11 protein-coding genes and 1 pseudogene are annotated in these 15,557 nt (G+C 30.8%); 6 read left to right on the forward strand and 6 right to left on the reverse strand.

Annotated elements, in window-relative coordinates:
* Window positions 1-141 precede the first annotated feature (141 nt).
* Window positions 142-993 (reverse strand): AraC family transcriptional regulator, encoded by an 852-nt coding sequence (locus JJC03_RS08360; RefSeq protein WP_060382969.1) that lies wholly within the window; start codon window positions 991-993, stop codon window positions 142-144.
* A 159-nt stretch (window positions 994-1,152) separates the two neighbouring features.
* Between JJC03_RS08360 and JJC03_RS08365 the strand changes: the two genes are divergently transcribed.
* The 5 genes from JJC03_RS08365 (at window position 1,153) to JJC03_RS17665 (ending at window position 6,138) form a co-directional block, all read left to right on the forward strand.
* Window positions 1,153-2,088, forward strand: coding sequence for a dihydrodipicolinate synthase family protein (locus JJC03_RS08365; RefSeq protein ID WP_088400540.1), 936 nt, complete (start codon window positions 1,153-1,155; stop codon window positions 2,086-2,088).
* A gap of 127 nt (window positions 2,089-2,215) precedes the next feature.
* Entirely contained in the window at window positions 2,216-3,811 is a 1,596-nt protein-coding gene (locus tag JJC03_RS08370; RefSeq protein WP_088400538.1) for an aldehyde dehydrogenase (NADP(+)), read from the forward strand.
* A 3-nt stretch (window positions 3,812-3,814) separates the two neighbouring features.
* Window positions 3,815-4,825, forward strand: a complete 1,011-nt coding sequence (locus JJC03_RS08375; protein WP_088400536.1) for a 4-hydroxyproline epimerase — start codon at window positions 3,815-3,817, stop codon at window positions 4,823-4,825.
* A gap of 73 nt (window positions 4,826-4,898) precedes the next feature.
* Window positions 4,899-5,615, forward strand: coding sequence for an FAD-dependent oxidoreductase (locus JJC03_RS17660; protein WP_258932560.1), 717 nt, complete (start codon window positions 4,899-4,901; stop codon window positions 5,613-5,615).
* The gene (locus JJC03_RS17665; RefSeq protein ID WP_258932561.1) at window positions 5,578-6,138 is read left to right on the forward strand and encodes an NAD(P)/FAD-dependent oxidoreductase; all 561 of its coding nucleotides are present in this window, start codon (window positions 5,578-5,580) and stop codon (window positions 6,136-6,138) included. The genes JJC03_RS17660 and JJC03_RS17665 overlap by 38 nt, the downstream gene beginning before the upstream one ends.
* 161 nt (window positions 6,139-6,299) lie before the next feature.
* Here the strand turns inward: JJC03_RS17665 and leuB are convergent, their stop codons facing one another.
* Genes leuB through JJC03_RS08400 form a run of 4 tightly spaced genes read right to left on the reverse strand, consistent with a single transcriptional unit; the run spans window position 6,300 to window position 10,594 of the window.
* Entirely contained in the window at window positions 6,300-7,415 is a 1,116-nt protein-coding gene (gene leuB, locus JJC03_RS08385) for a 3-isopropylmalate dehydrogenase (protein WP_088444357.1), read from the reverse strand.
* An 11-nt stretch (window positions 7,416-7,426) separates the two neighbouring features.
* Entirely contained in the window at window positions 7,427-8,038 is a 612-nt protein-coding gene (gene leuD, locus JJC03_RS08390; protein WP_088400530.1) for a 3-isopropylmalate dehydratase small subunit, read from the reverse strand.
* A 16-nt stretch (window positions 8,039-8,054) separates the two neighbouring features.
* Window positions 8,055-9,428, reverse strand: a complete 1,374-nt coding sequence (leuC, locus tag JJC03_RS08395; protein ID WP_088444356.1) for a 3-isopropylmalate dehydratase large subunit — start codon at window positions 9,426-9,428, stop codon at window positions 8,055-8,057.
* Window positions 9,428-10,594 carry a 2-isopropylmalate synthase gene (locus tag JJC03_RS08400; RefSeq protein WP_088444355.1) on the reverse strand — a complete coding sequence of 389 codons (1,167 nt, stop codon included), beginning with the start codon at window positions 10,592-10,594 and terminating at the stop codon, window positions 9,428-9,430. The genes leuC and JJC03_RS08400 overlap by 1 nt, the downstream gene beginning before the upstream one ends.
* A gap of 143 nt (window positions 10,595-10,737) precedes the next feature.
* Here JJC03_RS08400 and JJC03_RS08405 point away from each other — a divergent pair.
* Window positions 10,738-12,280, forward strand: a pseudogene (locus JJC03_RS08405) (hypothetical protein).
* Window positions 12,281-12,372: 92 nt separating this feature from the next.
* Here JJC03_RS08405 and JJC03_RS08410 read toward each other — a convergent pair.
* The gene (locus JJC03_RS08410; protein WP_235874310.1) at window positions 12,373-15,417 is read right to left on the reverse strand and encodes a M43 family zinc metalloprotease; all 3,045 of its coding nucleotides are present in this window, start codon (window positions 15,415-15,417) and stop codon (window positions 12,373-12,375) included.
* Between the last annotated feature and the right edge of the window lie 140 nt (window positions 15,418-15,557).

Genomic DNA, 15,557 nt, shown 5'->3' on the forward strand with positions numbered 1-15,557 from the left:
AAAATTTTTAATCAAAATTGATTCAAATAGAAATTCAAAAAGGATAGTATATTAACTTAATATTATTTAATATTAACTACTTGAGCAATATTTTAAAAATAGAAACCTTGCTTGTTAAGAATTTTAATATTGAATAAAATATTAACTTTTGAATCTTTTCCGATAATTCATAGGAGATATCTTTTTAATCTCTTTAAATTTTCTATTGAAATTAGAAATGTTATTAAAACCAGTTAGTTCGGCAATTTCTATAACACTTATTTCATTGTCAGAGGTTAAAAGGCGAGAGGCTTTTTCTATACGTAATTCAATTAAAAATTGAAAAAAAGTTTTGTTTGTTCTAATTTTAAAATACCTACAAAAAGCATTTTTAGTCATATTAGCGATATCCGCAATTTCTTCTAAAGATATTTTTTTATCAAAATTATTCATTACAAATTCATATACAACTTGCATACGTTTACCTTCAGAATCAGTAATGTCTTTATCATATCTAAAAGATGAAAGTGATTTTTTTTTAGAGGCAGCCAGTTTATTTAGTAATTGTAAAAATTTGATAAACTTAGTGGTATCTTTTGCTGTAGCCAATTCAAACATCAGTAAATAAATTTTTTCCTTTTTAGATAATACCCTATAGCCATTGCGAGTATCATTAAAAAAGTCTAATATCTTTGTTGATTCAGGAAGTACTTGTAGACTTTCTTTGATTACGGTGGCGTCAAAAAAAATAGAATGAACTAAACTAAATTCTTCATCTTTATTTACATCACTTCTAAAGACATGAGGTAAATTACTACCAAAAACAATAATGTCACCTGAGTTATATTCTGATATTGTATCTCCTACTATTATTGTTCCTTCTCCTTTTTCAATATAACTAATTTGAATTTCTTCATGTTGGTGAAGCTTATCATATAACACTAATTCTTTATCAAATTGATAGATAATAGCCTCTTCTTTTGTCTTGGGTATTTTAAAAGGGAATACTTTCATAAGTAGGTACTTTATTTACTCAAATTTATAACTTCATCATGTTATTATCATAATTCTGGTATATTATTTTTAACAATGGCTAATATAGTATCATTTTAGGCTAAAAACTGAGTATTGCTTTGATAATATTCAAAATAATTTTGTCAAAAAACAGCAATTATGAGTTTTCAATGGAAAGGTGTAATGCCAGCAGTTACTACAAAATTTACAGCAGATGATAAGCTTGACTTAACCATGTTTGAAGTAAACATCAAGGCGCAACTTGATGCAGGAGCAGAGGGAATTATTTTAGGAGGAACCTTAGGTGAAGCCAGTACTTTATTTGAAGATGAAAAAAGAGAGCTTATCCGCGAAACAGTTCGTATTGTAAATGGGCAAGTACCTGTTATAATGAATATAGCAGAACAAACAACTAAAGGAGCTATAGAAGCAGCTAATAAAGCAGAACAAGACGGAGCTAAAGGATTAATGATGTTACCTCCTATGCGATATAAAGCTACAGATTATGAAACTGTAGTATTTTTTTCTGAAGTGGCTAAAAGTACTACATTACCTATTATGGTATATAATAATCCAGTAGATTACAAGATTGAAGTAACTTTAGATATGTTCGAAGAATTATTAAAGTTTGATAATATACAAGCTGTTAAAGAATCAACAAGAGACATATCAAATGTTACTCGTATTAAAAATAGATTTGGAGATAGATTAAAAATTTTATCAGGTGTAGATACTTTAGCTCTAGAAAGCTTATTAATGGGAGCTGATGGTTGGGTAGCAGGATTAGTAGATGCTTTTCCAGCAGAAACAGTAGCTATTTACAAATTAGCAAAAGCTGGTAGGATAGAAGAAGCATTAGCAATTTATAGATGGTTTTTACCATTATTAGAATTAGACATTAGTCCTCAGTTAGTACAAAATATAAAGTTAGCAGAAGTAGCAACAGGTATAGGTACAGAATATGTTAGGGCACCGCGTCTACCTTTAGCTGGTGCTGAAAAACAAAAAGTTTTAGCAATTATTGAAGAAGGGTTAAAAACAAGACCCATTCTACCAGATTACAAAAACGCATCTCTAATAACAGAGACGATATAAAAAAAATATTTTAATAAAGTTCATTTGATAGGCTTCTTTTCATAAGGTTGATAATGTTTTTTCAGAGGCTATCTTAACCTACAGGTAAAAGCTTGTAGGTTACTTTATTAAATATAAAAGACTAAATATGATTACAGGAAAAAATTATATAGGAACTAATTTAGTGGCAGGAGGAACTAAAGTTTTAAAAACTTTTAATCCTGAATTGAACCAAGAAAACAGCTGGGACTTTATAGAAGCAACAACAGAAGAAATAGAACAAGCAGTTCAATTAGCAAATAAGGCCTACCAAGAATATAAAAACGTTTCGGGAAAGAGAAAAGCCTTGTTTTTAAATGCGATTGCAGATGAAATACTTGCTTTAGGAGATACTCTTTTAGAGGTATATGTTCAAGAATCTGGTTTGCCAAGAGGAAGAGCTGAAGGAGAAAGAGGAAGAACGATTGGACAATTACGTGCTTTTGCTCAAATGTTAGAAGAAGGAAGCTGGGTAGAAGCTACAATTGATACAGCAATTCCTGATCGACAGCCTTTGCCTAAAATAGATTTGAGAAAAATGCTTTATCCATTAGGACCAGTAGTAGTTTTTGGGTCAAGTAATTTCCCTTTTGCTTTTTCTACAGCTGGAGGAGATACCGCTTCAGCATTAGCAGCAGGATGTCCTGTAATTGTAAAAAGCCATTCTATGCATATTGGAACAGGAGAAATGATTGCATCTGCTGTAATTAAAGCTGTACAAAAAACAGGCATGCCTGAAGGTGTTTTTTCTAATTTAATAGGAGAGGGTACAGCTCTAGGAACCATATTAGTAAAACATCCATTAGTTAAAGCCGTTGGGTTTACAGGGAGTATAGCAGGAGGTAGAGCTCTTTTTGATTTAGCATCACAACGTTCTGAACCCATTCCTGTATTTGCAGAAATGGGAAGTATTAATCCTGTCATCTTATTACCTAATGAGTTAAAGAATAATACCTCTTTTTGGGCTAAACAATATGCCAGCTCTATTACATTAGGAGCGGGACAGTTTTGTACTAATCCAGGTTTAATTATAGCATTAAAAACACCTGAATTAAATGATTTTGTAGCTGAATTAGCATCTGAAATTTTACAAATACCACCTAGTTGTATGCTCCATCATTTAATTAGAAAAAATTATGGAGAAGGAAAGCAGGAATTAAGTTCTCAAAAAGGAGTAGAAGTTTTAGCTACTTATCAAGGAGAAATTAAAGCTAATTATGCGCCTCAAACTATATTACAAGTTAGTGCAACAGAATTTTTAAATAATAAAACATTAAGTCACGAAGTATTTGGTCCTTTTTCAATATTAGTTATTTGTGAATCAAAAGAACAAATGACCCATGTTATTACAAATTTAGAGGGGCAATTAACAGGAACAATTATTGCTGAATCTGAAGAATTACAGGAATATAAAGAAGTAATAGAAGCATTAAAAGGAAGAGTAGGACGTTTAATTTTTAATGGTGTACCAACAGGAGTAGAGGTTTGTGCTTCTATGTTACATGGAGGGCCTTATCCGGCTTCATCAGACTCAAGATTTACAGCTGTAGGAATTCACGCTGTAAAACGTTGGGTAAGACCTGTGAGCTATCAAAATTGGCCTAACGAATTATTACCAGACGAATTAAAAGATGAAAACCCATTAGGGATTTCAAGAACAGTAAATGATAAATTAGAAATAGCAACAGTTTCTATCATAGCATAATAAATGGGAAGAAAAACTTTTTTTTGCGTAGACGCACATACTTGTGGTAACCCTGTCAGGGTTGTAGCAGGAGGAGGTCCTGATCTAAAAGGAGCTAATATGAGCGAAAAAAGACAACATTTTCTAAAAGAATACGATTGGATTCGTAAAGGGTTAATGTTTGAACCTAGAGGGCATGATATGATGAGTGGTAGTATCTTATATCCTCCCGTTAATCCAGAAAATGATTTTGGAATTTTATTTATAGAAACATCAGGTTGTTTACCAATGTGCGGACATGGTACGATTGGTACTATAACGATAGCTATTGAAGAGGGGCTTATTATACCCAAAGTGCCAGGTAAAATCAGAATGGAAGCACCAGCAGGTCTTGTACAAATTGAATATAAGCAAGTAGGAAAAAAAGTAGAATGGGTACGTCTTACTAATGTTAAATCTTATTTAGCAGCTGAAGGCTTAACTATAGAATGTCCAGAATTAGGAATTATAACTTTTGATGTAGCTTATGGAGGTAACTATTATGCAATAGTTGATCCTCAGAAAAATTTTAGCGGGATACAAGATTTTACCGCAAGTAAAATAGTACAATATAGTCAGGTTGTTCGTACTCGTATAAATGAGAAATATCCAAATCAATTTATACATCCAGAAAACGATACAATTAGAGATGTAAGTCATATGCTATGGACAGGAACGCCAATTGATCCTAGTTCATCTGGAAGAAATGCAGTTTTTTATGGAGACAAAGCAATAGACAGATCACCTTGTGGAACGGGAACTTCAGCAAGAATAGCTCAATTGCACGCAAAAGGGAAATTAAAAAAAGAGGAAGAATTTATACATGAAAGTTTTATTGGTAGTAAATTCATCGGACGTGTGGTAGAAGAAACAAAAATAGGAGAAATACCAGCAATTGTCCCAAGTATTCAAGGATGGGCGAAAGTTTATGGATATAACAACATTATTATTGATGATGAAGATGATCCATATGCACACGGATTTCAGGTTATATAAAGAAAATACTATAAAAATAGATTCAGTTCCAGATAAAAGGTTTTGAGCATTTAAAACCATAAAATATTTAAAAATGAAAAAAATAAGTGTAATAGGAGGAGGTGTCATTGGGTTATGCACAGCTTATTATCTGACACTAGAAGGATATCAAGTAGAAATATTTGACAGTTCTGATTTAACGGATGGTTGTTCTTATGGAAATGCAGGAATGATAGTGCCTTCACATGTTATTCCTCTTGCACAACCAGGAATGATGGCACAAGGTATTAAGTGGATGTTTGATAGCAAAAGCCCTTTTTATATTCAACCCCGTTTGGATGTTGATTTATTAAAATGGGGATGGAAATTTTATAAAAATGCTACTAAACAACATGTAGAAAATGCTAAACCTGCTCTTAGAAATTTATCTTTATTAAGTAAAGAACTTTATAGAGATTTAGCAAGTAAAAGTAATTCCTTTTATTACGAAGAAAAAGGACTTTTAATGTTATTTAAAAGCCATAAAACAGGAGAAGAGATTATACATGAAGGAGAAGAAGTTAAAAAATTAGGATTAGAAGTTGACTTTTTATCAAAATCACAAGTAGAAGATTTAGAAAAAGGAACCAAAACAGATATCCTAGGAGGAGTTCATTATAAATGTGATTCGCATTTATATCCACAAAAATTTATGGCATTTATAAAAGAAGAGCTAGCTAAAAAGAAAGTGATCATTCATAATGATTGTAACGTAGCTGATTTTATTTTAAAAGATGAAAAAAGTCTCCCAATTAGTTACTTCAAAAGGTAATTTTGATGTAGAAGAAGTAGTGCTAGCTACAGGGGCCTGGAGTCCTAATTTAGCTAAAAAAATAGGAACTGATATTTCTCTTTTACCAGGTAAAGGATATAGTTTTACCTTATTCGAAAAAAATCATAAACCTTCAATACCTTCAATTTTATGTGAAGGGAAAGTAGCTGTTACACCAATGAATAATGATATTCGTTTTGGAGGTACAATGGAAATAACACACACAGGAGATACAAAAATAAATAAGAATAGATTACAAGGTATATTGAATACTGTAAATACTTTTTATCCTGAAATGAAAGTATCAATGCCTAATAATAGGGATGTATGGTATGGCTTTCGTCCTTGCACTCCATCAGGTATGCCCATAATTACTAGAGATAAAAAAATAAAAAATGTGATTTTAGCAACAGGTCATGCTATGATGGGGCTGAGTTTAGCACCTGCTACAGGTAAACTAATCTCTGAAATGATTGCTAATAAACCACTTTCTGTGTCTATTCATCAATTTCAATTGAGCTAATTATATTTATTTATTCCTAAAGAAAAGATTAAACTGATTAAAAGTAGATTTGTTTTAAGTTGGGTTAAAAAGAAGGGGTTCGACTTTAAAAAAGCGAACCCTTTCAAAATTTAAACCCAATTTAATAGTAAAAAATACATTCAAATTAATTGAAGTAGATACTAAATTATTACTGATTTGCCAATTTTTAGATTTTCTATATTAACAATTTCAATGTTCTTATTTAATATAAATTCTGCAATTGTATCACCAACAACTTCTGTAGAATAGTATAAATCTTGATTTAGATCTATAGTGACTATTTTTGAATCAAGAGCTTTATCTATTGCTTTATTAATAGTAGCACTTTCTTCATACAAACCAAAATGTTCTAAAAGCATAGCTGCACTTAAAATAGAAGCAATAGGGTTTGCAATACCTTTTCCTTTAGCTTGTGGATATGATCCATGTATAGGTTCAAACAAAGCATTTTTGTTTCCTACAGAAGCAGAAGCTAATAACCCTATTGAACCACCAATTACGCTGCCTTCATCTGAAATAATATCACCAAACATATTTTCAGTTAAAATAACATCAAATTGACTTGGATTTAAAATCATTTGCATCGCAGCATTATCTACAAAAAGAAAATCTAAAGTTACATCAGAATACTCTTTAGCGATTTCTGTAACTACTTTTCTCCAGAGCCTTGAGGATTCTAAAACATTTGCTTTATCGATTAAAGTAATATGTTTTTTTCTTGCTTGAGCTGCTTTAAAAGCAAGATGAGTAATTCTTTCTATTTCTTCTTTTGAATACTCACATAAATCAGAGGCTATTGTGCCTGCTTCATTTATTTTTTTTTCGCCAAAATAAATTCCACCTGTAAGCTCTCGATAAATTATCATATCTGTTCCTTGAATAATTTCTTTTTTCAAAGGCGATTTACTTATTAATGAATCATAGGCTTTTATTGGACGAATGTTAGCAAATAATCCTAATTCCTTCCTTAATTTTAATAGTCCTTGTTCCGGTCTTATTTTTGCAGAAGGATCATTATCATATTTAGGGTCTCCTATAGCACCAAAAAGTACAGCATCACTTTTTTTACATAATTCTAAGGTGTCCTCTGGTAAAGGATTTCCTGTATGATCTATTGCAATTGCGCCTACAATCCCTTCTTTAAAAACAAAAGAATGGCCATATACTTCTTCAATGGCTTTTAATGTTTTAATAGCTTGTTTTGTAACTTCTGGACCAATTCCATCTCCTGATAATAATGCAATTTTTATCTCCATATTGTTTAACTTTATATTGTTGCTTTATTTTTAAAAGAAATCTTTGATTTTTCAAAAGCCTCAATAAGAGGTTTGTTGCTAATTAAAAAATCAATATCATCATAACCATTTATTAGGCAGATTTTTTTGTAAGGATCTATCTCAAAGTTCTCAGTTTTATTTAAATCAAGTACTGTGATAGTTTGCGATTCTAGATTGATTTCAATTTGAGTTTGAGGATTAGATTTTAATAATTCTAAGGTTTCAATTAAAAATAAAGGTGTTACTTGTATTGGTAATAAACCATTGTTTAGAGCATTTCCTTTAAAAATATCAGCAAAATAACTAGAAACAATTACTCTAAATCCATAATCCGTTAGAGCCCATGCAGCATGTTCCCTACTACTACCACAACCAAAATTGTCTCCAGCAACTAAAATACTACCTGAATATTTAGAATTATTTAAAACAAAGGAGTCTATAGGTTTATTAAAACTGTCAAAGCGCCAATCTTTAAATAAATTATTTCCAAAACCTACCTTGTTAGTAACTTTTAAAAAACGTGCTGGTATAATTTGATCTGTATCTATGTTTTCTACAGGTAATGGTACTGCTGTAGATAATAATTTTGTAAACTTTTTCATATTTTTTTCTAAAAAATTATACTACGACAATTTTACCTTCAATTGCAATAGCCGCTGCTAAAACAGGACTAGCTAATAAGGTTCTTGCTCCTTGTCCTTGCCTACCTTCAAAATTTCGATTAGAGGTAGAAACACAATATTCTCCAGCAGGAATTTTATCATCATTCATTGCTAAACAAGCAGAACAACCTGGTTGCCTGATTTCAAAACCGGCTTCTTCAAAAATTTGAGTTAAACCTTCTTCCTTAATTTGTTGAGCTACTAGTTGTGAACCAGGAACAATTAATGCGTTAACGTTTGCTGCTTTTTGTTTTCCTTTTATATAGTGAGCTGCTGCTCTAAAATCTTCAATGCGGGAGTTTGTACAACTACCTATAAAAACGTGATTAATAGTTTTATTTAATAAATATTCTCCTTTGCTGAATCCCATATATTCTATAGCCTTGTCAAAAGAGGGATCATTGTCTAGAAAGGGAACCGCCTCTGTTATTTTTATACCCATTCCCGGATTAGTTCCATATGTAATCATAGGAGCAATATCCTCAGCATTAAAATGATATTCTTTATCAAAAACAGCTCCTTCATCAGTAGGGAGCGTTTTCCAATAGGCTATTTTTTCTTCTAATTCTTGTCCTTTAGGAGCGAATTTCTTGTCTTTTATGTATTCAAAAGTGATTTCGTCTGGAGCAATCATTCCTCCTCTTGCTCCCATTTCAATACTCATATTGCAGATGGTCATACGTCCTTCCATAGACATTTCACTAAAAATATTACCGGCATATTCACAAAAGTAACCAGTGCCTGCATTAGTACCTATTTTGGATATAATGTATAAAATAACATCTTTTGGAGTGACACCTTCTACTAATTTTCCATTTACATTAACACGTAAGCTTTTCGGTTTGTTTAATAATAAACATTGACTTGCAAAAACTTGAGCTACTTGGCTGGTTCCTATTCCAAAAGCAATTGTCCCGAAGGCACCATGAGTAGAGGTATGACTATCTCCACATACCATAGTCATTCCTGGTAATGTAATTCCTAATTCGGGAGCTATTACGTGAACAATTCCTTGGTATTGATGACCTAAACCATAAAGGGTAATATTATTTTGCTTACAATTTTTTGTTAGCTCCTCTACTTGTTGTCTTGATAGTTCATCTTTAATAGGTAAATGCTGATTAATAGTAGGTACATTGTGGTCAGCTGTTGCCACAATTAGATCAGGTCTAAAAATAGGAATATTTCGTTCCTCTAATTCAGCAAATGCTTGAGGGCTTGTTACTTCATGTATTAAATGTTTGTCAATATATAAGATTTGTGGACCGTTAGGTATGGTACTAACAACATGGCTATCCCAGACTTTATCAAATAAGGTTTTCTTCTTCATTATGCAAATATTCCAATTTTACTTAGTTCTATAATTTTGTGTACATCTTCATCTACAACTTCCTTTTTTCTATCAGCAAACTTTAAAAATTCTTGGTATACAGTATCTAGTTGTAATTTAGTTAATTCGTAACCAATTTTTTTAGCGCGATAAGCTAAAGCTGCTCGACCGCTTCTTGCTGTAAGAATAATAGATGATTCATTAATACCTACATCAGTTGGGTTTATAATTTCATAAGTTTCTCTATTCTTGATTACCCCATCTTGATGAATGCCAGAACTGTGGGCAAAAGCATTAGAGCCTACAATTGCTTTATTAGGCTGAACAATCATTCCCATTTGTTCAGAAACTAACTGACTCATTTGATATAGTAATTTTGAATTTACATTAGTAGTAAAGCCTAAATCAGAATGCTGACGTAAAATCATTACTATTTCTTCTAAGGAGGTGTTACCAGCTCTTTCTCCAATTCCATTTATAGTACATTCTATTTGTCTTGCACCATTAATGATTCCTGCTACAGCATTAGCAGTAGCTAAGCCTAAATCATTATGGCAATGACAAGATAATATAGCTTGATCTATTCCTCTAATATTTTCTTTTAAGTATTTTATTTTTGCACCATATTCATCAGGTAAGCAATAACCTGTTGTGTCTGGAATATTTAAAACAGTAGCACCTGCACTGATTACTTCACTACAAATTAGTGCTAAGAACTCATTATCTGTTCTTCCTGCATCTTCAGCATAAAATTCGACATCATCTACAAATTTTTTTGCAAATGAAACGGCTTCTACTGCGCGCTGAATGATTTCGTCTTTAGTGGTATTAAATTTATATTTTATATGAGAATCAGAAGTTCCTATGCCTGTATGAATACGTGGTTTTTTAGCTTTTTCTAATGCTCTTGCCGCTACTTCTATGTCTTGTTTTACAGCTCGAGTTAAACCACATACGCTTGCATTTTGGGCTAATTTAGCAATAGCTTCTACAGCTTCAAAATCTCCTGGACTAGAAACAGGAAAACCTGCTTCAATTACATCAACACCCAGTTCATCTAAACGAGAAGCAATAGTTAGTTTTTGCTCCTTATTTAGTTTACATCCTGGTACTTGTTCGCCATCGCGAAGCGTTGTGTCAAAAATCTTTATTTTCTGATTTTCCATAAAATATTTTAAGTTTTGATGACGAATTTATATTTTGTGAAAGCATTAAAATGATTTTAAAACATTGATTTTACAATATCTAAAGAGTTATAAATGGCTCATAAATGCTTTAATTATAAGGGTTTAATAAAAAATAAATTACAATGTCTAACCTTACAAAAGATAATCTTCATATTTTAATTCATTCCCTTTCAAAATCTGAAAAGAGGCATTTTAAACTTTATGTGAATAGATTAGGTGTGAATACAGATGCTAAGTTTTTATTATTATTTAATCTTCTTGATAAAATGTCAGAATATGATGAAGAAGAAATTTTGAAAAGTAAAGTTGTAACAAAACTTCAGTTGTCAAATTTGAAAGCTCATTTATATAGGCAAATATTAATCAGTTTACGATTAAATCCAATTAATCAAAATATGCGAATTTTGATAAGAGAACAATTAGATTTTGCAACGATTTTATATCAAAAGGGTTGTATAAACAAAGTTTAAAAATTCTTGATAAGGCAAAAACTATGGCAATAGAAAATGAAGAAAAAAATATTGCTTATGAAATAGTGGAGTTAGAAAAGGTAATAGAATCACAATATATTACTCGTAGTATTATTAATCGAGCAGATGAGCTTGCTATTCAGGCAAAGGATTTGAGTAAACAAAATGTAATTGCAAGTAAGCTGTCAAATTTATCTCTTCAACTGTATAGTATTATGCTTAAGAGCGGTTATGCTAAAAGTGATGAAGAGATGAAAGAAATAACCGAATATTTTAATAAAAATATACCTAAGTATAAATATGAAGAATTAGGATTTAGAGAAAAATTGTGGCTTTATAAAGCTTTCTTGTGGAAAAATTTATTAGTTCAAGATTTTTTAAGCTGTTATAAATATTCTAATAAATGGATTGATTTATTTTATCAGAATGAGCATCAAATATATATAAATCCAGTATGGTTTTTAAAAGGAGCTACCTATTTATTAGAATGCTTGTATTTAATAAAACATAAATCAAGTTTTAAAGATACTTTAGGTAGAATAGAACAAACCATTAAATCAGATAATTTTCCTAAAAATGATAATATAAGTTCATTAGCTTTCTTGTGTATATATAATAATAAGCTAAACCTGCATTTTTTAGAAGGAACTTTTAAAGAAGGACTTTTACTTATAGAAGAAGTTGAAAAGCTTATAAAAGTTTATGAAAACACAATTGATGACCATCATATAATGGTTTTTTACTATAAAATAGCATGTTTGCATTTTGGAACTAATAATCACAAAAATGTATAGAGTATTTAAATAAAATTATAGAGAATAGAAATTTGAGTATGAGAGAAGACTTAATGTGTTTTTCAAGAATTTTAAATTTAGTTGCTCATTATGAGGCTTGTATGGATTATCAATTAGAAATTCAATTGAAAGCCACATATAAATTTCTTATTAAGATGAATGATTTGCATGAAGTTCAAAGAGAAATGATAAAGTTTTTGAAAAATTTAGGTGAGATCTATCCGCATCAATTAAAGAATGAATTTAAAAAACTTCATTCAAAATTAAAAATTTTTGAAAATCATTCTTATGAGAAAAGAGCATTTCTTTATTTAGATATTATTTCTTGGTTAGAAAGTAAAATTGAAAATAAACCAGTAGCAGATATAATTAAATCTAAAAGTAAGTTTTTGACTCGTTAAGTTTATCATTTTATATATTGTATAAAAAAAACAAGGTTTTGAGATTTAGACTCTAGACCTTGTTTCTTGTTTTGATAAAAGATAATTCGTTCTTATTTTAGGAATATACGTTTAGTATCTTGAACTCCTTCTTTTGAAATTAATTTAACTTCATATAAACCTCTAGGTAAATTTTGTACGGAATAATTTTCCATTTGTTCAGTTACTCTTACTAATTGACCTAAGTTATTATAAATTTCAATACGACTGTTGTTTAGTAGATTTTCAGCTGTAGTAAATGTTACTTGGTCAGTTGCAGGATTTGGTGAAATAATTAATTTAGATTCACTTGTGTTTATAGGACCTGATAAAGGTAAGGTTACGTTTACCGGATTACTCCAGTTGCTTTGTGCTGTGGAATTAAGTGCTTTTACTCTAAATTGAAATTGTGTGCTTGATCCTGGTTTTGAAACATATAAGTAGTATGTAGTTGAGGTACCTACTGTATACCAAGATCCAGAAGTGTTTAATTGTACTTCGTAGTTAGTAGCATTCGTTACCGTATCCCATAAAGCATAAAACCCTGTTTTTGAAATTCCACCATTTAAATAAGCATAAGGTGTTTCTAATGTAGTATTAGGTTCTTGTATTTGTACTGTATAATCTTCAATTTCTCCATTGTTAATATTACCGCATGGAGTATTAGTAGTGTCATTATAACGCATTGTGATACGCATACGGAAAGTCCCTTTTGTTGTAGATGGTATAGAAAATGTTCCAGCGTACTCTTTGTTTGTTAGTGCTGTTTTTAAAACAATTTCTGAGTTTTCAAATAGTTTGTTGTCATTATAATCAATCCAAATTGTCCAAGATTCATTTAAAGCAGAAGCTGTAAAACCTGGTGTAAGTAATGCGCTTACCTGTTCTCCAGATTTTAAGTTAATGATTTTAGATGTGTAATTACCATATCCTTCAATATCAGCTCCAGAAAGATTGCTGAAAGTTCCTAATTTAATAGATTTGATATATTCATAAGTATTTTTTGAATTGACTTTACAATAATCAATATAATCACTAGGAGTTATAATGGTAGTTTCGTTTGAATAACCTGATTTTTCAGTTCCTTTATACGCATTAACACGGTATTTATAAGTAGTACCACCATTAATAGAATTATCTGAATAGGTAGAAGTATTGGGAGCTAAAGTTGTAATTATCTGATAAGCTCCGCCATTAATAGATTTTTCTACATAAAATCCATCTTCTGTAGTGTTTTTGTCAGTCCAGTTTAAGACTATAATATTTTTGTTAATACTAGAGGTAAGGTTTGTAGGAGGTGTTAATAAAGACTGCAAATCTTTTTCACCTGCTTTTATAGGTGCTCCAGGTTGTGTATTGTAAGCATATTCTGTAATTCTATAGCCTTCTGATCCACTAACAGGTTCTACTTTAAAATATCCATAACAAGTATTACCATCAATTTTGTATTCATAACCTATATATCCTGTTTGTCCTCTCCAATCATTGTAAGAAGGATTGATCATGTCTAATTGATTTGGATAAGCCCCAGGTGCTGTAAAGTTAGAACTGCTATTTATTTCTGTTCCTTTTGCTAAACGTGTAATATTTCTAGTGCTTGTGTTGCAAATTAAACGTTTGCCATATGTTTCTAATTTGTATTTATCCGTTTGATATAACCAAAAGCCATATGATCTATCATCTCCTTTTTCTGTGCTGAAAAAATGCCATGTTTGGCTAGGTGTTACGACCCAGTCTACTTCACCTTTAGCTAGAAATATTCCATAAGGATCTAAAAACTCTAATTTGATATTTAATTTGTCTGATATTAAATTATTAATGCCTCCAGTAAAAGCAGCAGGAAGAAACTTTATACTTGCTAAGATGTTATTGCTAACTTGATGATTTTGTGCATTACCTTCTATTGTTAACGTGGCTTTAGTATTACTACTTATAGTTATAACAGGGGTTAATCCTTGAGGGAAATTTACTAATGTATAATGAGTTCCTTCAATTAGTTTTCCTGATGATACAGAAAAAGTTTTCCCTCCAGTTAGAGTTAGGTCATTTATTTGCGAGAAAGAACCATTGTTGTTTAAATTTTCTTTGTAAATGCTTAAAGGAGCATTAATTGTAGCTAGTTGATTATCATATACTCCAGTTGCTAATAAATTAGAATTTTGCCAAAGACTAATTCTTGCTTCATGTTGCATTGCAGCTGTCATTCGATCAACTTGACCTCTAGTAAACATTTTATAGCAACCTCTTGCTCCATTGTAGCCCATATAGTTTTCTATATTTACTTTGTCTCCATCACAATTTGTACCAGGCGTACAGTTTAAAGTGTGTTGACCGTCTTCTTTAGGTGTATCGTCTACTTGATCAGTTCCTGTGCAACCATTTTCAAATGTGTGAATTAAGTTAAAGAAATGCCCAAATTCATGCGTAAGAGTAGAAGAGAACTCTTTGTCTGTATTTCCTAATAAATAAGCACCGTTAAAAACAATTCTGGCTGTATTGCTGTTCGTCATATTAATGTCTGGATACCAAGCAACACCAGAGTTATTGTATATGTTTTGATTATATAAGTCATTTTGTATATAAACATTCACATATTTTTTATTGTCCCAAGCGTCAGCTGCAATTTGATCATCATATCCGCCTCCGTTTCCATAACCATTTTTTACCGTATGAAAAACAACACCTGTAGTATTGCCTCCATTAGGATCGATTTTTGCTAATCTAAATTGAATGTTTAGTGTTGCTCTACGAGGTTGGAAAAAAGTTTCAACAGTATTGAAATCATCATTAAGTCCGTTAAAATCATTATTAACAGCATTTAATGCGTTAACAATTTTTTCGTAGGTTACACTTTTTCCGCTTTGTGTTGTGCCGTAAACGTGAAAAACAACAGGAATAATATAAGTAGTGCTTACTTTGTTGTTTGTACTTTTGTTTTTATGTAAATCTTCTACAAAGTTTTTAGTAAAGATTTCAAACTCGTTTTTTTTTCTTAAGGCATCAGGATTTTTTCTTTGCGTTATTTCGTTTTGTTCTTTTGTTCCGCATTCTAGAACTTGGGCTGATAAACTCCCTCTAATACTTAATAAGAGGGTGATTAAGATTAATGTTTTTTTCATAATTTCATTTTTTGGTTTTTTATTTATATATAATGCAATTTATTTATCTTTAATTTGTTTTATTTATATTTTTTTAACAATAAAGAATACTATTCTATCCTGTCTTTTACTCGTTGTATGTGTAGATGGGAATAAAATTT

This window comes from Flavobacterium oreochromis, from assembly GCF_019565455.1.
GTDB lineage: Bacteria > Bacteroidota > Bacteroidia > Flavobacteriales > Flavobacteriaceae > Flavobacterium > Flavobacterium oreochromis.

Coding starts and splice junctions, on each gene's coding strand:
- JJC03_RS08375 (WP_088400536.1), top strand. CDS start 3,815: ATGGGAAGAAAAACTTTTTTTTGCGTAGACGCACATACTTGTGGTAAC.
- JJC03_RS08410 (WP_235874310.1), bottom strand. CDS start 15,417: ATGAAAAAAACATTAATCTTAATCACCCTCTTATTAAGTATTAGAGGG.
- JJC03_RS08365 (WP_088400540.1), top strand. CDS start 1,153: ATGAGTTTTCAATGGAAAGGTGTAATGCCAGCAGTTACTACAAAATTT.
- JJC03_RS17660 (WP_258932560.1), top strand. CDS start 4,899: ATGAAAAAAATAAGTGTAATAGGAGGAGGTGTCATTGGGTTATGCACA.
- leuB (WP_088444357.1), bottom strand. CDS start 7,415: ATGGAGATAAAAATTGCATTATTATCAGGAGATGGAATTGGTCCAGAA.
- JJC03_RS08400 (WP_088444355.1), bottom strand. CDS start 10,594: ATGGAAAATCAGAAAATAAAGATTTTTGACACAACGCTTCGCGATGGC.
- JJC03_RS08370 (WP_088400538.1), top strand. CDS start 2,216: ATGATTACAGGAAAAAATTATATAGGAACTAATTTAGTGGCAGGAGGA.
- leuD (WP_088400530.1), bottom strand. CDS start 8,038: ATGAAAAAGTTTACAAAATTATTATCTACAGCAGTACCATTACCTGTA.
- leuC (WP_088444356.1), bottom strand. CDS start 9,428: ATGAAGAAGAAAACCTTATTTGATAAAGTCTGGGATAGCCATGTTGTT.
- JJC03_RS17665 (WP_258932561.1), top strand. CDS start 5,578: ATGAAAAAAGTCTCCCAATTAGTTACTTCAAAAGGTAATTTTGATGTA.
- JJC03_RS08360 (WP_060382969.1), bottom strand. CDS start 993: ATGAAAGTATTCCCTTTTAAAATACCCAAGACAAAAGAAGAGGCTATT.